Origin of the sequence: Azonexus hydrophilus (assembly GCF_038368255.1) — a bacterium.
In the GTDB taxonomy this organism is placed as follows: Bacteria; Pseudomonadota; Gammaproteobacteria; order Burkholderiales; family Rhodocyclaceae; genus Azonexus; species Azonexus hydrophilus.
In genome coordinates, this window is sequence record NZ_CP151406.1 from 1,260,191 (window position 1) to 1,283,655 (window position 23,465).

Here is a 23,465-nt window from a genome sequence, read left to right on the forward strand (position 1 = left end):
GCCGGCATGCGCTTGCCATTGGCTTATCGTTCGAATTCATTCATTGGTTTCGTGAATATCGGTCAGCGAGCGGGCTGTCATGCCGCCGGGCTGGCTGCGTATAATCCGTCAGAGAACTTCGGGGGCGGAGTGGTTCGCAAAATCAATCATTTTCCTTCAACACAACGGAGATTACACGATGAAAAGCAAGTTGCTGCTCGCACTGATCGCTACGGCGACCGTCACCACCGCACATGCCCAGGTCAAAGTCGAGGATGCCATCAAGTGGCGTCAGTCGGCCTATGCCACGATGGGCTGGAGCATGAGCCGGATCAAGGCCAATATCGACGGCACCTACAACAAGGATGACGTGATCAAGGCGGCCAATGTGATCCAGGCCATCGCCAATTCCGGCATGGGCGCGCTCTACGTTCCGGGCAGCGACAAGGGCAAGGGCTGGGTCGATACCCGCGTCCAGCCGGCGCTGTTCACCGATGGTCCCAAGGTCGGCAAGATCGCCGGCGACTTCAACGCAGCCGCCAACGAGCTGGCCAAGGTTGCCGCCACCGGCAATGCCGGCGCGGTCAAGGATGCCTTCGGCAAACTGGGCGGTACCTGCAAGTCCTGTCACGACGACTATCGCACCAAGCAGTAAGCTGCTTGTCTGACAGGAAGCAAAACGGGGCGCCGCGAGGCGCCCTTTTCATTCGACAAGGAGTTTCAGGATGAACAGCAAAAAAAGAATACTGGTCTGGGATCTGCCCACCCGCTTGTTTCACTGGTTATTGGTCGTCGCCGTCGTTGGTCTGGTGGTGAGCGGCAAGGTCGGCGGCAACCTCATCGACTGGCATGGCAAGATCGGCCTGCTGGTGCTTGGCCTGGTCGTTTTTCGCCTGGTCTGGGGCATCGTCGGCTCGACCTACGCGCGTTTCTGCCAGTTTTTCCCGACACCGGCCAAGATCGCCACCTATCTCAAGGGCGGCTGGCAGGCACCGGGTCACAACCCGCTTGGCGCTTTTTCGGTATTCGCCCTGCTTGGCGTGCTGATCTTTCAGCTACTGACCGGCCTGGTGGCCAACGACGACATCGCCTTCGTCGGCCCGCTGTACGACCTGGTCGGGCGCGACTTGAGCAACCTGGCCACCGGCTGGCACCATCTTTCGGTCAATGTGCTGATCGCGCTGGTCGTGCTGCACCTGGCGGCGATCATGTTCTACGCGCACGTGAAGAAGGACAATCTGGTCAAGCCGATGGTGCGTGGCTGGAAGGAAGTCGACCAGGGCGAATCGGCCCGGGGCGGCGGCGCGCTGGCGCTCGTGGTGGCCCTGGTGATCGCGCTGGCCGCCGTGTTTGCCGCCAGTGGTGTGTGGTTGCCCGAACCGCCGCCACCACCGGCTGCGGTGGAGACGCCGGCCTGGTGAATTTTCGGGGAATAAATATCAACACTGGCAAGAAATGCCTTGCCTATAATCTAAGTGAGGAAAATACCAATCCGCTGAGAGGGAGGCATGTCCTACCGCGCCATTCTTGTGCTGGCCAGTCTGTTGCTGATGGCGATCTTCGCTGGCGTCGCCCTGTTCGGGGCGCGCCTGGTGGATGTCCGTCTGCAGGCCAGCCTGGAAAGTGAGGCGCTGCGCCTGAAGACGGCCTACGAGTTGTCGCAGGGCGAGCTGGAACAGCAGATGATGGCCCTGGCCGGCATGGTTGCCGCCGATCCGGAAGTCATCCGCCTGCTCAAGGCGGCCGGCGCCACGGTCGAAGGCGAAGGCAATGGTAGTGGCGGCGAGGAGGCCGATCTCCTGCGGCGCCAGCTTTACCTGCATTTGCGCCAGCACTGGTCCTACATGCAGAAGGAACTGGGCATCCGCCAGATGCAGTTCGTCTTGCCGGGCAGCCTGTCCTTCCTGCGCTTTCATGCGCCGACCCAGCATGGCGATTCGCTGGCCGGGTTGCGCTGGCTGTTGCGCGATGTCGAACGCAAACGGACAGCGGCCAGCGGTTTCGAGACGGGGCGCGCCTACGCCGGCATTCGTGGGGCGGCGCCGATCTTCGACAGCGAGCTTCGTCCGGGCGATGCGCGAGCCCTGGTGGGGGTCATGGAAGTCGGCATGGCCTTCGATGGTTACATCGAGCGCCTGAGCGAACGTACCGCCGTCGGCTTTGGTGTGCTGCTCGACCCCGCCTCCGTGACCTCGGCAATGTGGGAAAACTACCGTCCGCCGGCCCCTGCCGAGCAGCCCGGTGCCTGCTGTTACCTGCTGGCGGCGTCGCGCGGCGAACTGGCCGACTGGATGGCCGACAAGGCACTGCCCGCGTATGCCGGGACTTTTCGCAATGATCTGGTGGACCATCAAGGACACCGCTTCCAGTTGATCCGTTTCCCGCTGCGCGATTATCCGGGGCTGCAGGACCCGACCCGGCCACCGATCGGTTCGGTGGTGATCTGGCAGGATGTCGGCGCGATGATCGAGGCCAGCGGCGATTTCAAGGATAAGGCGTTTTTCAACCTGGCTTTTGCCTATGCGGTGACCCAGTTGCTGGTGCTCTTCCTGGTCAATCTGTCGCGCCGCGAATGGATCAGCCAGTTGCTAGAACAGACCGCGCGCGTCAAGGAGCTGTCGCATCAGAACGAAGTCCTGCTGATGGCGGCCGGTGAGGGGATTTTCGGTGTCGACCGCGGGCATGTGGCGACCTTCATCAACCCCGCCGCCCAGAAAATGCTGGGTTACGCCCCGGACGAAGTGATCGGCAACAATCTCCACAGTCTGATTCATGCCCTGCGTCCCGATGGCTCGGCGTACGACGAGTCGGCCTGTCCGATTGCCATGACCCTGGCTGATGGACAAGCGAGGACACTGGAAGAAAACCTGCGCCGGCGCGACGGCAGCAGCTTTCCGGTGCAGATGACGGTGTCGCCGATCCGGGAAAACGGTGTCTGTACCGGCGCCGTGGTGGTTTTCCACGACATCAGCGAGCTCAAGGAGAAGGAAGCGGCGCTGACCTGGCTGGCCAGCACCGACACCCTGACAGGACTGGCCAACCGGCGGCATTTCATCGCGCAACTCGAGGCCGAGATTCACCGCTGGCAGCGGACGGGATTCACCTCGGCCTTGCTGATGGTCGATCTCGACTGGTTCAAGCGGATCAACGACACCTGGGGGCATGCGGCGGGCGACGAGGTGCTGCGTCACTTTGCCGACGTGTTGCGCCGTTCGCTGCGGCGGGTCGATTTGCCGGGGCGGGTCGGCGGCGAGGAATTTGCCGTGCTGCTGCCCGGTAGCAGTGCTGAGGATGCGCTGGTGGCGGCCGAACGCCTGCGGCGCAATATCGAGAACGAGCCGGCGATGACCTCGTTCGGTAGCATTCCGTTCACGGTCAGCATCGGTGCCACCCTGCTGATTACCGGTGACGACTCGCCCGATCAGCCCCTGCTGCGCGCCGACCGGGCGCTGTACCGGGCCAAGGCGGCCGGGCGCAACCGTGTCGACGGTGACTTCCCGGACAGCCTTACGCCAGCTGGCGAGCCGACATCAGTTGCTTGACCCATTGTTTCTGGGCTTCCTGACGCCGTTTTTCGGTTAGCCGTTCGATGATGCGGTCGCGCACCTCGGCGAAGGGAATCATGCCGCTGGGCAGGATTTCGTCGCAGCGGATGATGTGCAGCCCCATTTCCGAGGCCAGCACTTCACTGACTTCGCCTTCGCTCAGGGCAAATGCCGCGCTTTCGAGTTCCGGGTACAGCTGATTGCGGCGGACCACGCCGAGCAGACCTTTTTCCACCGCGCTCGGGCACTGCGAGTGGCGTAGCGCCGCCTTGGCGAACTTTTCGGGGGCCGTGTGGGTGACACGCAGGCCGTCGAGCAGGCGATGCGCCTGGTCGGCTTCCTGCGGGGTGTCGACGGTGATCAGGATGTGGCGCAGGCGACGGGCCTCGGGGCGATCGAAGGCGTCCGGGTGCAGGCGGTAGTAGATTTCGGCATCGACTTCGCTGACTTCGGGCACGGCCGAAACCACGCGGTCGAGGATGGCCTCGACCCGCAGGTCGCGTTCGACCGAAGCGGCCAGCGAATGCCGGTCCAGGCCGATGCGGGCGAGATCCTGGAGGAAGGTTTCCTCGTCCGGATAGCGTTTGCGGATTTCCTCGATCCGGGTGCGCAGGGTCGGTTCGGGCACCATGACATTGCGCGCCTGTTCGCTGGACAGGATGCGTTGCTCAATGCTGTCCTGCTTCGCAGCGACTTCGCCGAGTCGGTTGCGCTCCGGCGGGCTCAGCGTTTCGGGTGCTTTCTGGAAGAGTTCCCAGGACAGCTTCAGTTCGAGGTAGGCGTGTTCCATGGCTTCATTCCGGGGTGAGGGATTCGAGCAGACGCTCCGGGATCTGCAGGAGGCGTCCAGGCAGGCTGTCGAAATGGATGTGGTAGGCGACGCCGCCGGGCGCATCGCGGATGACCTTGATGACTTCACCGATGGCGCCTTCGGCAATCACGGCATCGCTGCCGACCGGCAGTTCGACGACGATCCGCACTTTCTCGCGGAACTCGAAGCGCGACGGGGTCCACGGCTCTTCGGCGCCGATCAGTTCTTCCTCGCGGCAACCGACGATCATGTTGATGTCGAGAAAACTGACCGAGTAGATGATCTGGTCCTGCAGGAAGGTGCCGACATCGACCACGTAGCCGATGCTGCCGCGACGTACCAGCGGCGCCCCCGGATCGAGCCCGGGATAGGTGCCGTCGTTACGCACGTTGCGGATCAGGCGGACGCTGTCCTCGATCTGCCATTTGGGTCTGCTCATCGGGTTGGACTCAGTCGCGGAAGATCTTGTCGATGGAAACGAAGGAGCTGTAACCCCCGTCCGGCTTGGCCTGGTTCTGGAACACGGCGAAGACCTTTTCGGTCAGCGAGTCGGACTCCACGAAATCCTGGTAAGCGCGTTCCAGCCACAGACGGTAGATGGCGCGCTGCTGCTCTTCCTCTGGCGGCAGGTTGGGCGTCTGGCGGGTCAGATAGTCGTGAAAGCGCTGCAGGATGTGCAGGCGATTGACGTGGACCACCGAAGGTTCGAAGGGAATCTCGAAGTACTCCAGGAAATCTTCAGCGGAAACCAGTTCTTCCATGGCTTCGGCAAGGCTCAGTGTATCTTCCATGATGGCCTCCTCAGGCTGCGGCAAGGGATAAATCGGAATTGGGCCGGGACGACGCCCCGGTGCCCTGGAACTCATCGACAACTTCAAGCAGTTTTCCGGCGCCGAGCTGGTCGCGGCTGTCGAGCGCAACCAGTTTGATCAGGCGTTGGCGCGAGGCCTCGATCCGGCCCAGACGCAGCAGCACCACGGCACTGGCTTTCAGCGCCAGCAGGTAGAAACGCAGCAGGCCGAAGGAACTGGCGGCGGCGGAACCGAGGTGGTTGTCGCCGATCTTCGCCCAGTCATCGGGCAGGCCAAGGTGCTGGGCAGTCAGGTGCATGACCCGCTCGGCGACCTTCAGCGCGTCTTCCAGGCGGTGCTGGTAGAAGTAATAGCGGTACAGACCAACCAGCACGGTCAGGTTGTCCGGGGCCAGCAGGTTGGCGCGCAGCAAGGACATTTCCGCTTCCGGATCGCCGTATTCGGCGGCCGCCCGGGCGATCAGCGCTTCGGCCTCGGCCGGCAGCGGATCCTCGAAATAGAGCTTGCAGTCGGAGAAGTCGAGCAGATCCATGTCAGTGCGCTGCCTCGTGCATGGCTTCACTGTCGCAGCAAAGGTCGCCGGCCGAGCAGGTCTGGCATTCGCCACCGTGGTTCGGCGCCGGTTGCTGGCGCAGGGCGGCGAGTTCGTTCTCCAGCGTATCGATACGGTCGATCAGGCAGGCAATCGAGCGTGCCACCGGGTCGGGCAGGACGTTGTGGTCGAGGTTGATGCCGTTGCCGGCCGGGCGGGCCAGGCGGGTATCGACGATGCGGCCGGGAATGCCGACCACGGTACGGTCGGCCGGCACGTCCTTGACCACCACCGAGTTGGCGCCGACGCGGACGCGCTCGCCGATGCTGATCGGCCCGAGAATCTTGGCGCCGGCGCCAACGACCACGCCGTCGGCCAGGGTCGGATGGCGCTTGCCCTTGTTCCATGAGGTGCCGCCCAGGGTGACGCCGTGGTAGAGGGTGACGTCGTCGCCGATCTCCGCCGTTTCACCGATGACCACGCAGGCGCCGTGGTCGATGAAGAAGCGGCGGCCGATGGTGGCGCCGGGGTGGATGTCGACATTGGTCAGCAGGCGGCCGGCGAACGACAACAGGCGGGCGCTGTAGCGCCAGCCGCCGCGCCACAGCTTGTGCGCCAGGCGATGGGCGAGGATGGCATGGACACCGGGGTAGGTGGTCAGCACTTCCAGCGTCGAGCGGGCGGCCGGGTCGCGTTCGAAGACGCAGGCCAGGTCTTCCTTGAGGGTGGCCCACAGGCCGGGAGCGGAAGGATTCGGTGCGGTCATGGTCATCGCTTCAGACATGGAGCGGACTCCTGGAAGAAGCCAGCAGGCCGAGCAGATCGGTGGCCTCCGGCGGGTGCTTGTGGGCGGCGACAAAATTGCGGACGCTGGCGAGCAGGGCTTGCGCCTCGTTCTCGCCGAGCTCGATGCCGAGTTCGCGATAGACGACCTGGACCGCGCGCGAGCCGGAGTGTTTGCCGAGCACGATGCGGTGCGCCTGGCCGACTTCGCGCGGGTCGAAGCCCTGGTAGTTGTCCGGATGCTTGAGCAGGCCATCGACGTGGATGCCGGCCTCATGGGTGAAGGCGCCGGCGCCGACGACGCTCTTCTGCCAGGGCACGGCGCGGCCGGACGCGCTGGCAACGGCAGCCGACAGGGCAGGGAAGGCGCGCAGTTCGACGCCGGTGTCGATGCCGTGCAGCTTCTTCAGCCCGAGCACGACTTCCTCTAGTGGTGCATTGCCGGCGCGTTCGCCCAGGCCATTGACCGTGGTGTTGACGTGCGTTGCCCCGGCCTTGCAGGCGGCCAGGGTGTTGGCCGTGGCCAGGCCCAGGTCGTCGTGGGCGTGCATCTCGATCTCCAGCCCGGTGCGGGCGCGCAAGGTCGAAATGCGGTCAAAGGTGGTGAACGGTTCGAGGATGCCGAGCGTGTCGGCAAAGCGCAGGCGGCGGGCGCCGGCGCGTTCGGCGGTGGCGGCCAGCGCGCACAGGAAATCCAGGTCGGCTCGCGAGGCATCCTCGCAACCGACACCAACTTCCAGCCCGAGGTCGAGCGCCATGCCGATGTAGCGCGGCAGCTCGCGCAGCAGCCAGCCGCGCTCCTGCTTCAGTTTGTAAGCCAGATGCTGGTCGGAGGCCGGCACCGAGATGTCGATCAGGTGCGCACCCAGATTGGCGCTGGCGGCGATGTCGGCCGCGTGCATGCGGCTCCACACCATCAGCCGGGCGTTCAGGCCGAGCCCGGCAACCGCCCGGATCGACTCGCGCTCCTCGGCACCCATGGCCGGAATGCCGACCTCCAGCTCGGGCACGCCGATGGCGTCCAGGCGGCGGGCGATGTCCAGCTTTTCCGCCAGGGAAAAGGCAACACCGGCCGACTGCTCACCGTCGCGCAGGGTGGTGTCGTTGATGGTGACGAAGCTGGACTGGCTCATGGGAATCTCCTTGCAATGTGTCTAGCAAGGGGGGTGCCAGTTTTTAACTAACTGAATTTTAACGATTAATTTATTGCGGTTTGGTTCTGGTGCCTTGCTTGTCGCAAAACCGACAAAACGCCTGGCCGCTCTGGCGGGATCAGTCCTGTGCCGGCCGGGTACGGTAGTGGGCTTCGGCCATGCCGGCCGCCGCTTCCCATAGCGCCGGTGCGCCGGCTTCGATCGGTGGGCGGCAGCGGGCGGTGATCTGTTCGAGCGTGACCGCGCATTCCACCCAGGTGCCGCCGTCGGTGGCGGCGTTGTGCAGCATCGGCTGGAAACGGTCCAGCGCCTTGGCAAATCGGGCGTCGTCGCTCTCCGCTGCCTCGAATTCCAGCCACAGCGCGTGGAACTCGGCCGCCTGTGCCTCCGGCAGCAGGCCGAAGATGCGTTCGGCGGCCAGGCGTTCGCGCTCGGCCTGCCCGGCATGCGTCGCCGGGACGTGGAAGGGTACGTCGCCGGCGTCGATCTCGACGATGTCGTGAATCAGCAGCATCTTGACGACGCGCAGCACATCGACCGAGCCGGCGGCGTGATCGGCCAGCACCAGCGCGTATAGCGCCAGATGCCAGGAGTGCTCGGCACTGTTTTCACGGCGCGAGCGGTCGATCAGCGGCGACAGGCGAACGACATTCTTGAGCCGGTCGATTTCCTTGAGGAAGTCCAGTTGCCGTTGCAGATCGGCGGGGGTCAAGACTTTCTCCACTTCGCCCAGGGATCGGCATTGTCCGACGCAGCATCACGATTCGACGGCCGCCGCTCCGGGCCTTTACGCTGGCCGGCATCGCGGTCGTGGGCGGCGGCTTTCCGCGCGCGCTTTTCACGCAGGCGCTCGGCATCCTCCAGGCTCAATTCGGCCGGCTCGCCCGGTTGTTGATCGCGGGGAATGATGCGGTCCCGGGGCGGCAGCTCGAACTGCTCGGCCGAGGCGCGCGGCAGGCTCTTGAACTGGTACAGGTAAAAAGCCTCAACCTTCTCCCGCGCCCAGTCCGTCTTCTTGAGGAACTTCACGCTGGATTCGACGCTGGGATTGTTGTTGAAGCAATTGATGTTCAGGTAGGCGTAGAGGATGTCGAAGCCGTAGTGATCGACGATCTCCGTCAGCAGTTGTTTCAGGCTGAGGCCATGCAGCGGGTTGTTCTGGTAATCGATATCGGTATTCATGGTGCAGGATTGCTGAGGATGGGATTCAAGGCGGTTGTAAAAAGGCGCGAAAACGACGAACATGCCGCCCCCCCCTGTTATACCCGAATTTTCTCCCCGCCATGGCTTTCAAGAATAGTCCCTTCCGCTTCCAGATGGTCGATGTGTCCCTGCTCGATCCCGATCCCGCACACGTCCGCCAAAGCATCAACGAGGAGGCGCTCAAGGGGCTGACCAACGCGGTGCGCAAGCTGGGCATCATCCAGCCCATCGTCGTCCGACCGGCGGCTGATGACCGTTACTCGGTCATTGCCGGCGAGCGCCGGCGCCAGGCGGCGATTCAGGCGGGCGAAACCCAGGTGCCGGTCATCGTCCGCGACTGTAGCGACGAGGACGCGCTGGAAGTGCGGGTTTTCGAAAACATCGGCCTGGGCGTCCGCTCGGCGCTCGAACCGCGCGACATGGCCACGGCCATCCAGGCCATCGCCCAGCGTTTCGCATCGCCCGAAGAAGCCGCCCAATACTTTGGCCGCGCCCCGACCTGGCTGGCCCAGGCCACAGCCGCCGCCAACCTGTCGGAAAAAGTCACCGCCCTGCTGGATGCCGGGAAAATTTCCAGCACCGGCGCCGCCGTGCAACTGGAAAAACTGGCCAGGAAGAACGAAGCCAAGGCGGAATCCCTGATCGAGCAGATCGAGCAGTTGCCGGACGGCGAAAAGATGTCGAAGAAGGACATGGATGAAGTCCTCGCCGTCGCCCCTGCCAGCAGCGAACCCACCGAAGCGGCGCCATCACCCGTTGCGCCGGCACCGGCAGTCAACCAACCCGAACCGGCAGCCGCCGCTATGGATACGCCGCCCAGGGAAGCGCCGCCCGATGCTCCTCAACCTACGCCCACGCCCCGCACCAAGGTCAACCCCGGCAAGGTGAAGCTGGTGGCTGAACTCCTCGGCTTGAGCGAGGAAGATGAAGAAACGATCCTGGCGCGGCTGATTGACGAGTTCTTGTCGCTGAGGGGCGGTTGAATTCGGCAATAGCTGACAAACGCAGGGTAGCTGTCGGTCGATAGCTGTCGAGACAAAAGTACCTGGTATTCCCTCGTCTGCCGTTGAGTCCGGAAAACCTGGCGAATCACGTTTTTGCACGTTTTCTTGAGATTCGTCCGGTAGGCCGGACTCTTGAGCCTCTTTCTAATTGGCAGCGCCGGTGCCGGCACGGTTTCTATGCTTTTCCGGCGAACAGTTCGATCTTGCGGGTCGGCCCGGAGATGATCAGCAGGTCGCCGGGAAGAATTTGGCTGCTCGGCGTTGCGTGCTGAAAATCTTCATGGGCCCGCTTGATGCCGACCACGGTGACGCCGAATTTCTCCCGGATCATCGACTCGCCGAGCGTTTGCTGATGGGTGCTGGCCGGGGCGTGAATCCTGGCGATGGCAAAGCCATCGTCGAATTCGATGAAATCGATCATTCGGCCGCTGATCAGGTGGGCTACCCGTTCGCCCATGTTAGCTTCGGGATAGACCACATGATGGGCGCCGATGCGTTCAGCGATCTGGCCGTGTTCAGCAGTCAGCGCCTTGACCCAGATATCCTTGATGCCGAGCTCGGTGAGAACCATCAGCGTCATCAGGCTGGCGGCAATGTCGGTGCCGATACCGACGATGGCGTGGGAGAAGTCGGCCACGCCCAACTGGCGCATGATCGCAGTATTGGTCGAGTCGGCCTGCACGGCGTGGGTCAGCAGGTCGGCCCATTCGCGGACCAGTAGTTCATCACGGTCGATACCCATGACATCATGCCCAAGATGAACCAGCGACTGGGCAACCGAGCTGCCGAAGCGGCCAAGTCCAATGACGACGACACTGTCGCCCTTGGCAAAGGAATACTGTTCGGTGAAAAGTCTAGCCAACAATGGGATGCTCCTCGGGATAGCGGAAAGGCATGCGTCGCTCGCCCAGGGCCAGTGACGCTGCAAGGGTGATGATGCCGACTCGTCCGGTGAACATCAGTACGGTCAGTACCAATTGGCCGAATGGTGGCAATTCGGCGGTGATGCCGGTGGACAGGCCAACCGTGCCAAAGGCGGAAATCACCTCGAAAATCACCTTGTCGGTGGGCAGGTCGGTGTGGATGAGGATGCTGATTGTGCCGAGCACGACCATCGCACTGCCCAGGACGAGAACAGTGATGGCCTGGCGCTGGGCGGACAGGCTGACCCGCCGCCCAAAAGCCTCGCTATCGCTGCGGCCACGAATTTCGGCAATGACCAGTAGCGCCAGTATGGCGACGGTGCCAACCTTGACACCACCCGCCGTACCGGCGCTGCCGCCTCCGACGAACATCAGGAAGTAGTGCAGTGCCCAGCTTTCGTGGGTCATGGCGCCGATATCGATGGAGTTGAAGCCGGCCGTGCGCGCGGAAACGGAAGCAAAGGCTGCCGACAGGAGCTTGTCGGGAAGGTTCATCGGACCGAGTGTGGCCGGATTCGCCCATTCAAAGAGCAGCAGGACGAGAAAGCCGCCAAGCAACAGGATGCCGGTAGCGAGCAGTGTCAATTTGGTATGCAGAGACCAATGGCGGGGATCGTGGCGTTTTGCCCGCAGGTCGTGCAGTACCGGAAAACCGATGCCGCCAACAACAATGGCAAGCATGACCGGCAGCAGGACCAGTGCGTCTGTCGCGTAACGCATCAAGCTGTCAGGGTGGATCGAGAAGCCGGCATTGTTGAACGCCGAAACGGCATGAAAAATCCCGCTCCAGAGGGCCTCGTGCCAGGGTAGGTCGTAGGCGAGGTGCAGCCGCAGGGTAAGCAGGGCGGCAATCAGCAACTCGGCCAGCAGCGTGACCGTGAAGACGAGGCGGGCGACGCTGCCGACATCGCCGAGTCCAAGCGTGTGCGTTTCAACCTGGCTGATCAGCTTGGTCCGCAGACGTAGCGAGCGATTGACCATCAGGCCGAGCAGGGTGGCGGCGGTCATCATGCCGAAGCCGCCGATCTGGAACAGGGCCATGATGACGATCTGGCCGAAGCTCGACCAGTACGTGCCGGTGTCGACAATGACCAGTCCAGTAACGCAGACCGCCGAGACAGCGGTGAAGAATGCCGTCAGCCACGGAGCGGAAACACCGTCTGTCTGTGCCAGTGGCAGCATCAGCAAGGCGGTGCCGAAGAGGATCGCCATCAAAAAAGCCAGCGCTACGGTCTGGCTCGGATGTAGCAAAAATTTCATGCGTCGATACGGAAGAAGCGATGGGCCGAATTCTGGCAAGCACGGCATAAAAATGTCGTAAAGAATTGCTTGCCGTTTGCTGCCGTCCTAGCGCAGCCGCACGAAAATCAGTAATCGGTTATAAACTGATCGCCCTGACGGAGGAGGAAGACACAATGAAAAAAATACTGCTGGCGCTGACTGGCGCCATGATGCTGTTCGCCCAGAGCGTTCGCGCCGAGGCGGTGCTGACGGTCGATCAGCTTGGCAACGGGGTGTTTGCGCTGATCGGTCAGACGGCGGGTCGCTTGTATGGGAATTTTGGCTTGAACGCCAATTACGGGGTGATCGATACGCCGGAAGGGGCCATCCTGATCGATTCGGGGGCGTCCAGCGTTGCTGCCAGGCTGCTCGATGGCGAAGCCCGCAGGCTGACCGGCAAGCCGGTCAAGTGGGTGATCAACACCGGCGTTCAGGATCATCGCTGGCTGGGCAACGCCTATTTTGCCGCGCAGGGTGCGCAGATCATCGCGCTGCAGCGCACGGTGACGGACCAGGCGCGTCTTGGTCAGGGGCAGATCGAGTCGCTGGCGCGCGAACTGAAGGAACAGATGGATGGCACGCTACCGGCGCCGGCCGTCCAGCCACTGACGGGCGATATGCAGACGCTGACCCTCGGTGGGCGTACGCTGGTGTTGCGTTACTTTGGGCATGCCCACTTTGCCGGCGATGCCGTGGTCTGGTTGCCGCAGGAGAAAATCCTGTTTTCTGGCGACCTGATTTATGTCGACCGTTTGCTCGGCATCCTGCCCGAGAGCAATGCCGAGACTTGGCTGGCGGCGTACCGGCAGGCGGTCGCCTTGCAGCCGGCGCGCATCGTGCCCGGGCACGGCCGCGTCTGCGATGTCACCCAGGCCCAGCGCGAAACGGGTGACTATCTGGCTTTCGTCGTCGGCGGCGTGAAGAAGTTTGCCGAGGACATGGCGGGGGTGGATGCCGCTGTCGCCGCCTTGAACGATGCGCCCGCGTTCAGGCATCTGCGTAATTTCGATGATTTGCACCGGGGCAATGTCAATCGCGCTTATCTGCGCTTCGAGTCGGCGCAGTAGTTTCGCCCGCTCCGGTCTGCGGTGCCTCGGGCGCCGCAGTTGCTGCCATGGTCAAGTTCTCGCGTCTGGGTGTTCTGCTGTTGTTGTCTCTGTCGTTGCACGCCGCGATCATCGTCGGCTGGCAGCGCGCTGGCGCACGCCCTGCGCCAGCGCCGGACGTGATCGAAATCCGTGTCGCCGCGCAGCTTCGGGAGGTGCCACCGGCCGACGTCGAAACGCGTGCGCCAGCGACTGCCGCCCCGGATGTTCGCCCGCGTCAGCGCAGGATTCCGGCGGTCGAGCCCAAAGCAGCCGCAAAGCCAGCCTCGCTGGCGGCCCCGGCGCCACCCAGTGCCGAGGAATGGCAACTGGCTTCGAGCTACAAGCTGAAGAACAGCAAGCGCTATCGCCACAACTGGGGGCAGCAGGTGCGGAGCATGATGGGCACGGCGGTCGAGGGGTCGGAGCAGGGCATGGTGCGTTTCCGGATCGAGATCGCGCCTGACGGGACGTTGGCGAATGCCACCGAGTTGTGGTCGACCTCGAAAACTGCTTCGGAGCGCGCCTGGAAGGCGATCAAATCCCTGCCGCCCTTGCCGCCCACGCCAACGGGCAAGCCCCTGATATTCGAGCGGACGATTTCGTTCATGCCCTACGAAACCGGCTGGCCACCCAGCTACACCCTCGATTGCCTGCCCGATCCGCCGGCCTTCAGGAATCCCTTTGCCTGGGATGGCAAATCGCCGGCCTCACCGTCGCCGCGACAAACGCCGGAAGCACAGCAGCCGGCCGCCGATGAAGAAGCGGTGAAATGTGTCACGGACTCGACAGCCGAGACGATAGAACAGGAAGAAGGCGAGATGAAGCGCCAGGTGGAGGTTTATCGCTGGGGGCGGTAACGCTCAAACCGCGTACGGCCGATGCAGCCAGTTGCGGATGATGTCCACATCGCGTTGCGGCAGGTAGGCGAAGCCGGTCAGGGCGTCTTCGACGGTGCTCTGGGCGACCCAGTGCGGGACGGCCTTGGTGGTGAGCATGTGGAAGTACCAGGCCATCGGGTAGCCGACGGCGCGGTCGAAGCGTTGCAGGGCTTCCTGGAGATTGAGGCCGCTGGTGCCGGGGGCGGCTTCGAAATCCGGCGGGTCGCCGGGCAGGGTGGCGATTGGCTGGGCGCGGAAGATCGGCTGGTGGTAGCGGTCGAGGTGTTCGCGGGTGGCGATCACCCAGTGGTTGGCATAGTCGCTGTTGGCGCCGGCGCTGCTCTTCGACCAGTCGTCGAGCATGCGGTGGATGGGCGCGGCTTCCTGCTTTTGCGCCTGCATGCGCGTGAGGAAGGCGCCGATGTGCTGGATGCGGCGCAGCGTGTAATAGGGCAGGCCGAGCGGTAGCGGGTTGAGGTTGCCGCCGCGCGGGTCGACCAGTTCTTCCAGCGTCGTCGGTTCGTTGCTGAACAGGCGATGCGCGCGCATTTCCTGCAGGTCTTCGATTTCCAGTTGCAGAAAATTGTCGGCCTCGTCGCCGACGTTGGCGGTCAGGTAATGGGTCTGGCCGACCAGTCGGGTGGCGTACAGGGTCCGCCCTTCGTTTTCCTCGATCAGTTGCTGGATGTCGCCGTCGCAGGCGTCGAGGGCATCTTCGACCCATTGTTCGAGGTTGTCGGTGATCCGCTGGCCGTGTTCGTCGACGATGCCGCCCAGACGATACCAGCCGCCGCGCGCCAGGGCATGGCGGAACTGCCAGTCCGGCAGCGCTTCGTGCAGGGCCCGGGCCAGGCTGGTGCCGCCGGCGCTGACCGGCGTGCGGGCGCAGGTTTCGACAATCGCGGGCGACAGGGATTTGCAGTATTCGGTCCAGGCCTGGTTGCTTTTCATGATCACTTTCCGGCGGTAGGGGTGGCTGGGGTTTCGGCGAGTCGGCTGGCGACGGCTTCCCGGACTTCGAGTTCCGGGTCGTCGAGCAGCGGCGGCAACAGTTCCGGCGGCGCGTTGCCAACGGCGGCCAGGCGGACCCACCACTCGCCATCAGTAAGCAGGCGGGCAGCCAGTTCGGGCAGGGCGCGTTCGGCGACGATGGCCCGGACTTCGGGTTCGGCATCGTTAGCCAGCAGGTGCAGGGCGAAGGCCGGCAGCCGGCTGGCGACGACCTTGCGCACCTCGCGCTCCGGATCGCGGGTCATCTGGGCGAGCTGGCCGTGGGGCAGGCGACGGGCGACGGTGGCACGGACCAGGTAATCGCTGTCGTCGATCAGTTGCTGCAGTTCCGTTGGTGGCAGGCGGGCGGCGACGCTCAGGCGGACTTCACGGTCCGGGTCGCGGGCCATGGCATGTAGTTGGTTGTCCGGTAGGCGGCTGGCGACGACGCGGCGAACGACTTCGTCGCTGTCGCTACGCAGCCGGAAGATCCGGTCGATCGGGGCGTAGCGGGCGGCAATGGCGCGCCGTTCCCAGAAGATGTCGTCGAGGTAGTTCTCGGCTTCGCCGGGGTTGCGGCGAAAAAAGCGGTCGATCTGGCGGCCGCTATGGGCACGCACGCAGGCATCCCCGGGTTGGCAGCGATCCGCTTCGGGAAAGGCAGGAGACAGGGGGCAATGCGCGCAAAGCCCGCCTGTCGGACGTTCTGTCGTTTGCTGGACCATGGCCGGGCGAGTGACGCTTGGTGGCTGCCCTTACCGCTGGTGGAACCAACGGTAAGGCGCGATCACACTGCCAGCGGTGCGTAGGTGAAGCAGTTCTTCGGGCAGACGCGGCCACAGGCGCTGCAGCCGATGCAGTCGTCGATGTCCTTTAGCGTCATCTTGGCGGCGGCGCTTTCGTCCTCATCCTCATCCTCGTCGGAGTCGATCAGATTCAGCACGTCACGCGGGCAGACCTTGTAGCAGCGACCGCAGCCGATGCACTTGTCTTCGGCCAGCGCGACGACGAACTCGGGAACCCAGGAGGCGCCGCCACGGGTCAGCGCAGTGTAATCAGCCATGACTATTTCCTTTCTTGACAAGTTCCGGGCCAGTGGCTGCCGACCGCGGTTTGTTCGGTGTGTATATGTCCAGGTCTGCGCCGGCACCTTCCGGTAGTTTGCTGTCCTGGGGCACGCAACCCTGTTCAGCAAATTTGGTGCCACTTTGTAAGTTATTGTTTTTGTTGAGTTTGGCTGTGGTGTTGTGAGGAATGCGACAGGCGTTTTCCCACACATCGCCCGAGGTGTCATATGGACAAGGCTGCGTCTTTTTGCTTTAATTAATCCAACAGGTGTTGGATTTTTTGTGCGTCCCGTTTCTGTCGGGCAAGCTATGACCTGAGGGTATTTGGGCTTTCGGGTTTGAGGAGCGCAGAAATGTCAAAGCAGTCTTGCTTGAAGCCGAGGCAATGTGCAGGAGCCGTGCTGGTGCTTCTGGCTACGCTCGGTGGGTGCTCGCTTGCGCCGCCTTATGTGCGTCCGGATGTGGCGCTCGGAAAGTATTCCCCGACCGATATGCAGCCAGTTGGCGGCCAGACTCAGGCTGCCGATCTGGCCTGGCAGGATTATTTCGCCGATCCCCGTCTGCGTGATCTTGTCCGGGTTGCGCTGGACAACAGCCGCGACTTGCGCGCTGCCGTACTGCGTGTCGAAGAGGTCCGTGCGGCCTATGGCATCACTCGGGCAGAGCGCTTTCCGACCATTGGGCTGGGTGCCGACGGGGCGCGCAGCCGGACGCCAGCCGACCTGAACGTGACCAGACGGATCCAGTACGGTGGGCAGTACCAGGTTGGTCTGGGGCTGGTCGGCTGGGAGCTGGATTTCTGGGGGCGGGTGCGTAATCTGGAAACGGCTGCACTGGAGTCTTTCCTGAGTAGTGATGCGGCGCGCCGCGCTGCTACGGTGGGGCTGGTGGCCCAGGTTGCCGATGCCTACCTTGGTTTGCGTGAACTGGACGAACGCATCGCGCTCGCCCGTCACACGGTGACAACGCGTGAGGAGGCCCACCGGATATTTCGTCGGCGCGTGGAGGAAGGGGCCACCTCCAGGCTCGACCTGACCCAGGTCGAAACCCTGCTCACACAGGCCCAGGGGGTACTTGCCCAACTGGAACAGGCCCGTGCGTTGCAGGCTCATGCGCTTACCCGGCTGGTTGGGGCACCCGTTGACCTGTTGCCGCAGGTGGACGGGTTGGACGATGGACAGATACTGCACGAGCTGGATCCCGGCTTGCCTTCGATGTTGCTTGCCGGACGGCCGGACATCATGGCCGCAGAACACCAATTGAAAGCGGCCAACGCCAATATCGGTGCGGCGCGCGCAGCGTTTTTCCCGCGCATTGCCCTGACCGCTTCGGCCGGTACCGCCAGCGCCAGCCTCGACGGCCTGTTCGAAGCCGGTAGCGGTGCCTGGCGTTTTGCCCCCAGCTTGTCCTTGCCGATCTTCGATGCCGGACGGAATCGTGCGGCGCTGGCGCTGGCCGAGGTCAGGCGCGATCAGGCGGTGGCCGGTTACGAGAAGGCGGTGCAGCAGGCTTTCCGCGAAGTGGCCGATGCGCTTGCCATGCGCCACTGGCTCGAAGAGCAGGTGCGTATTCAGCGTGTGGGCTTGAGCGCACAGAGTGAGCGCGCCCGTCTGGCCAAGCTTCGCTATGACAATGGCGCTGCGCGCTATCTGGAAGTGCTGGATGCGCAGCGAGACCTGTTGGCCATCGAGCAGCAACTGGTGCAAACCCGGCGGGCCCTGTTGTCCAGCCGGGTGGCGCTGTATGCGGCATTGGGCGGCGGCAGCCGGGTGGCTGAGGACGATTGAAGGAGTGGCTGGGATCATGAACGCGATATTCAAGAGACGATGGGTGGGGCTTGCTGCTGTTGCGGTCTTGCTCGGCGCCGGGCTGGCCTGGTACGTGGTGCAGCAGCCTGGACCGGTGGCTGGGTTTGTCAGCGGCAACGGACGCATCGAAGCGACCGAGGTTGATGTTGCTACCAAGCTGCCGGGGCGTGTGGTCGAGGTCTATGCCGGCGAGGGCGATTTCGTACTTGCCGGTGCGGTATTGGCCCAGATGCAGGTGGACGGCCTGAATGCTCAGCGTGACGAAGCCGTGGCCCATCAGCAACAAGCGCTGAACGCGGTGCGTAGCGCCGAGGCGCAGGTGGCGGTACGTCAGAGCGATCTGGTGGCGATCCAGGCGCTGGCCTTGCAGCGGGAGAGCGAGGTGGATGCCGCTCAGCGCCGCCTAGCTCGCTCGCAGACCTTGTCGGCGGAGGGCGCGGCCTCCATTCAGGAGCTGGATGATGACCGGGCACGCACGCGCAGCGCGGAGGCAGCGCTGAATGCTGCGCGCGCCCAGATTGCTGCCGCGCGTGCAGCGGTACTGGCGGCCGAGGCTCAGCTCGTTGGCGCGCGCTCCTTGGTCGAAGCTGCGGCGGCAACCGTGGCGCGCATCGATTCGGATATTGCCGACAGTCAGTTGAAGGCGCCGCGCGACGGGCGTGTCCAGTTTCGCCTGGCACAGGCCGGGGAGGTGCTCGCCGGTGGCGGCAAAGTGCTCAATCTGGTCGATCTGTCTGATGTCTACATGACTTTCTTCCTGCCGGAAACGGTGGCTGGCAGGGTGGCGCTCGGGGCCGAGGCGCGCATCGTGCTCGATGCCGCGCCGCATCTGGTGATTCCGGCGACCATTTCCTTCGTCGCCAGCACGGCGCAGTTCACCCCCAAGACGGTGGAGACTGCCAGCGAACGGCAAAAGCTGATGTTCCGTGTACGCGCACAGATTGCCCCGGAACTGCTGCGCCAGCATCTGGCACAGGTCAAGACCGGCTTGCCGGGGGTGGCCTGGGTACGCCTCGACCCGGAGGCAGAATGGCCGGCTGAACTGGCGCTGCGGGTTCCGCAATGAGCAGCGATGGCGGCGCACCCGCGCCGGTCGCTCGTCTGAGCGGCGTCGGTTTGCGCTATGGCGCGACGCAGGCGCTCGTGGGCGTCGATCTGGAGATTCCTGCGGGCTGCATGGTCGGGCTGATCGGTCCGGATGGTGTTGGCAAATCCAGCCTGATCTCCTTGCTCGCCGGCGCGCGTGCCGTCCAGCAGGGCAGGGTGGAGGTGCTCGGCGGTGACATGGCCGTGCGCCGCCACCGCGAGGCTTCGTGCCCGCATATTGCCTACATGCCACAAGGTCTGGGCAAGAACCTCTATCCGACCCTGTCGGTGGAAGAGAACCTGCAGTTCTTTGCGCGATTGTTCGGCCACGGTGTCGCCGAGCGCAGGCGTCGCATCGACGAGCTGACCCGAGCCACCGGCCTCCAGCCTTTTCTGGCGCGCCCGGCGGGCAAGCTCTCCGGCGGTATGAAGCAGAAGCTTGGCCTGTGTTGTGCGCTCATTCATGATCCGCAGTTGCTGATCCTGGATGAGCCGACGACCGGGGTCGATCCGCTTGCCCGCAGCCAGTTCTGGGCGCTGATTGCACGGATCCGGCGTGATCGGCCGGGTATGAGCGTGATCGTGGCCACCGCCTATATGGACGAGGCTGAACGCTTCGACTGGCTGGTGGCGATGAATGCCGGGGGCGTGCTGGCCACCGGAACGCCCGGCGAACTGCATGCCCGAACCGGCACGGCAACGCTGGAGGCCGCCTTCATCGCCCTGCTGCCGGAAGCGGTGCGGCGCGGTCATCGCGCGGTGGAGGTGCCGCCCCTGGCAGAGGACGAGGATGCGCAGATCGCCATCGAGGCGCGTGAGTTGACCATGCGTTTCGGTGATTTCACTGCGGTCGATCAGGTCAGTTTCCGGATCCGGCGTGGGGAGATTTTCGGCTTCCTGGGATCCAATGGCTGTGGCAAGTCGACCACCATGAAGATGCTGACCGGCTTGTTGCCGGCAAGTGCCGGCGAGGCCTCGCTGTTTGGTCACAAGGTCGATGCCCGCGATATCGATACGCGCCGCCGCGTGGGGTACATGTCGCAGGCCTTCTCGCTGTATTCGGAGCTTACGGTACGCCAGAATCTGGTGCTGCATGCCCGCCTGTTCAATGTGCCGGCGCCGGAGATCGACCGGCGGGTGGCCGAAATGAGCGCACGTTTCGAGCTCGACGCCGTGCTCGACAGTCTGCCTGAACAATTGCCATTGGGCGTGCGCCAGCGTCTGTCGCTGGCGGTGGCGATGGTGCATCGGCCGGAACTGCTGATTCTCGATGAGCCGACTTCCGGTGTTGATCCGGTGGCGCGGGACAATTTCTGGCGCTTGATGATCGATCTCGCGCGCAAGGATCGTGTGACGATCTTCATTTCCACTCACTTCATGAACGAAGCGGAGCGTTGCGATCGCATTTCACTGATGCACGCCGGGCGGGTGCTGGTCAGTGAGTCGCCAGCCGAACTGGTACGCCAGCGTGGTACGGCCTCGCTGGAGGCGGCGTTCATTTCCTATCTTGAAGAGGCTGGTGCGCAGGAGTACGGGGTGACTGGCGAGGTGGTGCCGGTGGCCGTCGAGCCGGCCGCAAGCACGGCTGCGGTTAGGCGCCCTGTGCTGTTCAGTCCGGCACGCGCACTGAGCTATTCGCAGCGAGAGGCGATGGAGCTGATGCGCGATCCGGTGCGCGGTACCCTGGCCTTGCTCGGGAGCCTGATCCTGCTGCTGATCATGGGTTTCGGTATTACCCTGGATGTCGAGAATCTCGACTTTGCGGTGCTCGATCACGACCAGAGCACACTCAGTCAGAACTACGTGCTCAACCTTGCCGGCTCGCGCTACTTCACCGAGCGTCCACCGATCACCGATCATGCAGATATGGATCGGCGCATGCGCGCCGGTGAACTGGCCCTGGCCCTGGAAATTCCCCCGGGGTTCGGGCGTTCGCTGCTGCGCGGTCAGCCGGTGCAGATCGCCGCCTGGGTCGATGGTGCCATGCCGCAGCGCGCTGAAACCGCGCAAGGCTACGTCGCCGGCATGCACCAGACCTGGCTGGCGGAGATGGCACGCACCCGGCTGGGGGTGAAAGTCGGTGCCGGCATCGCCAGCATCGAGACCCGCTACCGATACAACCCGGACGTGCGCAGTCTGCCGGCCATCGTACCGGCGGTGATTCCCCTGTTGCTGCTGATGATTCCCGCCATGCTTACCGCCCTCGCCGTGGTGCGGGAGAAAGAGCTTGGTTCCATCCTCAATCTCTACGTCACCCCGGTGACGCGGGCCGAGTTTCTGATCGGCAAACAACTGCCTTATGTGCTTCTGGGCATGCTCAATTTCTTGCTGATGGTCTGTTTTGCAATGTGGCTGTTCGGCGTCCCGGTCAAAGGCAGCTTTCCCGGTCTGACCCTGGCGGCACTGGTCTACGTGCTGTTCGCGACCGGTTTTGGCCTGTTTGCCTCGACCTTCACACGGAGCCAGATCGCCGCGATGTTCGTCGCCATCCTCGGGACTTTGCTACCCGCCGTGCAGTTTGCCGGCTTGCTCAATCCGGTGTCCTCGCTTGAGGGCATGGGACGGGTCATTGGTGAGCTTCACCCGGCCAGCCATATGCTGACCATCAGCCGCGGCGTGTTTACCAAGGGACTGACCCTGTCCGATCTGGACCACTCGTTCTGGGCGATGAGTCTGGCGGTGCCCCTGATCATCGGGCTATCGATTGCGTTGCTGCGCAAACAGGAGCGTTGAGATGGACAAGCGCAGATTGGCCAATGTTTATCGCCTGGGGGTGAAGGAGCTGTGGAGCCTGTGGCGTGATCCGATGATGCTGGCGCTCATCGTCTATGCCTTCACGCTGGCCGTCTACAGTGCCGCCACCGCCATGCCGGAAACCCTGCACAACGCCTCGCTCGCGGTGGTCGACGAGGATGCCTCGCCACTGTCGGCACGCGTGGTCTCGGCGTTTTATCCGCCCCACTTCACCCGTCCGCAGCGGCTTGAGTTACCGCAGGTGGATGCGGCGATGGATGCGGGCAGCCACACTTTCGTGCTCAATATTCCGCCCGGTTTCCAGCGCGACGTTCTTGCCGGACGCTCGCCGGTCATCCAGCTGAATGTGGATGCCACCCGGATGTCGCAGGCCTTCACCGGCGCTGGCTATATCCAGCAGATCGTCCTGGGCGAGGTCAATGAGTTCGTCCAGCGCCATCGCGGCGGGGCCGTGCCGCAGGTCGATCTGGTGCTGCGCGCACGCTTCAATCCGGGGCTGACAAGAGCCTGGTTCGGCTCGCTGATGGAAATCATCAATCAGGTTACCCTGCTGTCCATCATCCTTACCGGCGCCGCCTTGATCCGCGAGCGTGAGCATGGCACGGTCGAGCATCTGCTGGTGATGCCGGTGACGCCAGCGGAAATCATGCTCGCCAAGGTATGGTCGATGGGTCTGGTGGTGCTGTGTGCGACGGCGTTTTCGCTGAAGGTGGTGGTTGAGGGCGCGTTGCAGGTGCCGGTTGAGGGCTCGTTGCTGCTGTTCCTTGCTTGTGCGGTCCTGCATCTTTTTGCCACCACGTCGATGGGCATCTTCATGGCGACGGTAGCGCGCTCGATGCCGCAGTTCGGCCTGTTGATGCTGCTGGTGCTGTTGCCCTTGCAGATGCTCTCCGGTGGTGTGACGCCGCGTGAGAGCATGCCGGAACTGGTACAGAACCTCATGCTGGTTGCGCCGACCACGCATTTTGTTGCAGCGGCGCAGGCCATCCTCTATCGCGGTGCCGGACTGGAAGTGGTGTGGCCACAGTGCCTGGCCATTCTTGTCATCGGCTCGCTGTTGTTTGCGGTGGCGCTGCTGCGCTTCCGCAGCACGATCAGTCAAATGGCTTGACCCGTATGCGTACTGAACAACGTCAGACGAGCTCTCCTGGTCGCCCGCGTGGCGCGGCTGACAGCCGTGATCGCCTGCTGGCGGCGGCGCTTGCCGCGTTTACCCGGGTCGGTTATGAAGCCGCCGGATTGCGTGCGATCGCCGATGAGGCAGGATGCGATGTGTCCATGGTTGCACATCACTTCGGCAGCAAAGCCGGCCTGTGGCGTGCGGTGGTCGAGTGTGTCGGCCAGCGGCATGATCTATGGTTGCGGGATGTCATCGGCTTGGTGAACAGCAAAAGCCCTGTTGCCGACCGTCTCGGAGCGCTGGCCGACAGCATGATCGACGGTCTGGTGGATGTTCCCGGCTACGTGAGCTTTGTCAATCGTGCGCTGGCTGAACCGGGAGAGCGGCGGGATGCCCTGGTCGAAAGAGTGATCCGCCCTGGCGTGGAAACCTGTACGCCGCTCTGGCGTGAAGCGATGGCGGCTGGGGTGCTGCGTGCACTCGACCCGACTGTTCTGCACATTGGTCTGTTCGGTGCCTGCACGATGTTGCTGATGATGACTGATGTCTGCGCTGAGCTGGGTGGCCGGGCGCTGGACGTCGGTGATCTGAAGGCCGAATTGCGTACGCTAATGCTCAGCGGGCATGTCGGCCGGACGCCCGGCTGA

Annotated in this window: 24 protein-coding genes; 11 read left to right on the forward strand and 13 right to left on the reverse strand. The window is 63.6% G+C overall.

The annotated features are described in order from the left end of the window. The first annotated feature begins 178 nt into the window (after positions 1-178). From AADV58_RS06140 to AADV58_RS06150, 3 genes are all read left to right on the forward strand, one after another. A complete protein-coding gene (locus AADV58_RS06140; protein WP_028996194.1) occupies positions 179-634 on the forward strand; it encodes a c-type cytochrome in 456 nt (151 codons plus the stop codon). A 70-nt stretch (positions 635-704) separates the two neighbouring features. After that, a complete protein-coding gene (locus AADV58_RS06145) occupies positions 705-1,400 on the forward strand; it encodes a cytochrome b/b6 domain-containing protein (protein ID WP_028996193.1) in 696 nt (231 codons plus the stop codon). 87 nt (positions 1,401-1,487) lie between these two features. Beyond that, the gene (locus AADV58_RS06150) at positions 1,488-3,521 is read left to right on the forward strand and encodes a diguanylate cyclase (RefSeq protein ID WP_341744326.1); all 2,034 of its coding nucleotides are present in this window, start codon (positions 1,488-1,490) and stop codon (positions 3,519-3,521) included. On the opposite strand, the gene nifM is transcribed toward AADV58_RS06150, so the two are convergent. From nifM to AADV58_RS06190, 8 genes are all read right to left on the reverse strand, one after another. Next, positions 3,487-4,314 (reverse strand): nitrogen fixation protein NifM, encoded by an 828-nt coding sequence (gene nifM, locus AADV58_RS06155; RefSeq protein WP_341744327.1) that lies wholly within the window; start codon positions 4,312-4,314, stop codon positions 3,487-3,489. The genes AADV58_RS06150 and nifM overlap by 35 nt on opposite strands. A 4-nt stretch (positions 4,315-4,318) precedes the next feature. Then, complete coding sequence (locus AADV58_RS06160) at positions 4,319-4,774, reverse strand: nitrogen fixation protein NifZ (protein ID WP_043421937.1); 456 nt, start codon at positions 4,772-4,774, stop codon at positions 4,319-4,321. Positions 4,775-4,784: 10 nt separating this feature from the next. Further along, the gene (gene nifW / locus AADV58_RS06165; protein ID WP_043421984.1) at positions 4,785-5,126 is read right to left on the reverse strand and encodes a nitrogenase-stabilizing/protective protein NifW; all 342 of its coding nucleotides are present in this window, start codon (positions 5,124-5,126) and stop codon (positions 4,785-4,787) included. A gap of 10 nt (positions 5,127-5,136) precedes the next feature. After that, positions 5,137-5,679, reverse strand: a complete 543-nt coding sequence (locus AADV58_RS06170; protein WP_028996189.1) for a hypothetical protein — start codon at positions 5,677-5,679, stop codon at positions 5,137-5,139. A 1-nt stretch (position 5,680) separates the two neighbouring features. After that, a complete protein-coding gene (gene cysE / locus AADV58_RS06175) occupies positions 5,681-6,415 on the reverse strand; it encodes a serine O-acetyltransferase (protein ID WP_424243843.1) in 735 nt (244 codons plus the stop codon). Between the two features lie 40 nt (positions 6,416-6,455). Further along, the gene (gene nifV, locus AADV58_RS06180) at positions 6,456-7,595 is read right to left on the reverse strand and encodes a homocitrate synthase (RefSeq protein WP_341744329.1); all 1,140 of its coding nucleotides are present in this window, start codon (positions 7,593-7,595) and stop codon (positions 6,456-6,458) included. Positions 7,596-7,734: 139 nt separating this feature from the next. After that, on the reverse strand, positions 7,735-8,328 hold the full coding sequence (locus AADV58_RS06185; protein WP_028996186.1) for an HD domain-containing protein: 594 nt from the start codon (positions 8,326-8,328) through the stop codon (positions 7,735-7,737). Then, positions 8,325-8,798, reverse strand: coding sequence for a VF530 family DNA-binding protein (locus tag AADV58_RS06190; protein ID WP_028996185.1), 474 nt, complete (start codon positions 8,796-8,798; stop codon positions 8,325-8,327). The genes AADV58_RS06185 and AADV58_RS06190 overlap by 4 nt, the downstream gene beginning before the upstream one ends. 101 nt (positions 8,799-8,899) lie before the next feature. On the opposite strand from AADV58_RS06190, the gene AADV58_RS06195 reads away from it, so the two are divergent. Then, complete coding sequence (locus tag AADV58_RS06195; RefSeq protein WP_028996184.1) at positions 8,900-9,802, forward strand: ParB/RepB/Spo0J family partition protein; 903 nt, start codon at positions 8,900-8,902, stop codon at positions 9,800-9,802. 196 nt (positions 9,803-9,998) lie between these two features. On the opposite strand, the gene AADV58_RS06200 is transcribed toward AADV58_RS06195, so the two are convergent. Both AADV58_RS06200 and AADV58_RS06205 read right to left on the reverse strand, forming a co-directional pair. Then, positions 9,999-10,688 (reverse strand): TrkA family potassium uptake protein, encoded by a 690-nt coding sequence (locus tag AADV58_RS06200; RefSeq protein ID WP_341744330.1) that lies wholly within the window; start codon positions 10,686-10,688, stop codon positions 9,999-10,001. Further along, positions 10,678-12,006 carry a TrkH family potassium uptake protein gene (locus AADV58_RS06205; protein WP_028996182.1) on the reverse strand — a complete coding sequence of 443 codons (1,329 nt, stop codon included), beginning with the start codon at positions 12,004-12,006 and terminating at the stop codon, positions 10,678-10,680. Before AADV58_RS06205 ends, AADV58_RS06200 begins: the two co-directional genes overlap by 11 nt. A 155-nt stretch (positions 12,007-12,161) precedes the next feature. On the opposite strand from AADV58_RS06205, the gene AADV58_RS06210 reads away from it, so the two are divergent. Continuing rightward, complete coding sequence (locus AADV58_RS06210) at positions 12,162-13,094, forward strand: MBL fold metallo-hydrolase (protein WP_028996181.1); 933 nt, start codon at positions 12,162-12,164, stop codon at positions 13,092-13,094. 47 nt (positions 13,095-13,141) lie between these two features. Next, entirely contained in the window at positions 13,142-13,972 is an 831-nt protein-coding gene (locus AADV58_RS06215; protein ID WP_341744331.1) for a hypothetical protein, read from the forward strand. A 3-nt stretch (positions 13,973-13,975) separates the two neighbouring features. Here AADV58_RS06215 and AADV58_RS06220 read toward each other — a convergent pair whose 3' ends face one another. The 3 genes from AADV58_RS06220 to fdxB all read right to left on the reverse strand — a co-directional run bounded on the left by AADV58_RS06220 (position 13,976) and on the right by fdxB (position 16,046). Then, entirely contained in the window at positions 13,976-14,944 is a 969-nt protein-coding gene (locus AADV58_RS06220; RefSeq protein WP_028996179.1) for a hypothetical protein, read from the reverse strand. Between the two features lie 2 nt (positions 14,945-14,946). Then, entirely contained in the window at positions 14,947-15,708 is a 762-nt protein-coding gene (locus tag AADV58_RS06225) for a 4Fe4S-binding leucine-rich repeat protein (RefSeq protein WP_081700317.1), read from the reverse strand. A 62-nt stretch (positions 15,709-15,770) separates the two neighbouring features. After that, the gene (fdxB, locus tag AADV58_RS06230; protein WP_028996177.1) at positions 15,771-16,046 is read right to left on the reverse strand and encodes a ferredoxin III, nif-specific; all 276 of its coding nucleotides are present in this window, start codon (positions 16,044-16,046) and stop codon (positions 15,771-15,773) included. Between the two features lie 408 nt (positions 16,047-16,454). Between fdxB and AADV58_RS06235 the strand changes: the two genes are divergently transcribed. The 5 genes from AADV58_RS06235 to AADV58_RS06255 are packed head-to-tail and all read left to right on the forward strand — an operon-like array spanning position 16,455 to position 23,465. After that, positions 16,455-17,837 (forward strand): efflux transporter outer membrane subunit, encoded by a 1,383-nt coding sequence (locus AADV58_RS06235; protein WP_341744332.1) that lies wholly within the window; start codon positions 16,455-16,457, stop codon positions 17,835-17,837. 16 nt (positions 17,838-17,853) lie between these two features. Next, positions 17,854-18,924, forward strand: coding sequence for an HlyD family secretion protein (locus AADV58_RS06240; protein WP_028996176.1), 1,071 nt, complete (start codon positions 17,854-17,856; stop codon positions 18,922-18,924). Further along, positions 18,921-21,677 carry a ribosome-associated ATPase/putative transporter RbbA gene (gene rbbA, locus AADV58_RS06245; protein ID WP_341744333.1) on the forward strand — a complete coding sequence of 919 codons (2,757 nt, stop codon included), beginning with the start codon at positions 18,921-18,923 and terminating at the stop codon, positions 21,675-21,677. Before AADV58_RS06240 ends, rbbA begins: the two co-directional genes overlap by 4 nt. Before the next feature lies 1 nt (position 21,678). Next, entirely contained in the window at positions 21,679-22,809 is a 1,131-nt protein-coding gene (locus tag AADV58_RS06250) for an ABC transporter permease (protein ID WP_028996174.1), read from the forward strand. Positions 22,810-22,814: 5 nt separating this feature from the next. Continuing rightward, the gene (locus tag AADV58_RS06255; RefSeq protein WP_051295552.1) at positions 22,815-23,465 is read left to right on the forward strand and encodes a TetR/AcrR family transcriptional regulator; all 651 of its coding nucleotides are present in this window, start codon (positions 22,815-22,817) and stop codon (positions 23,463-23,465) included.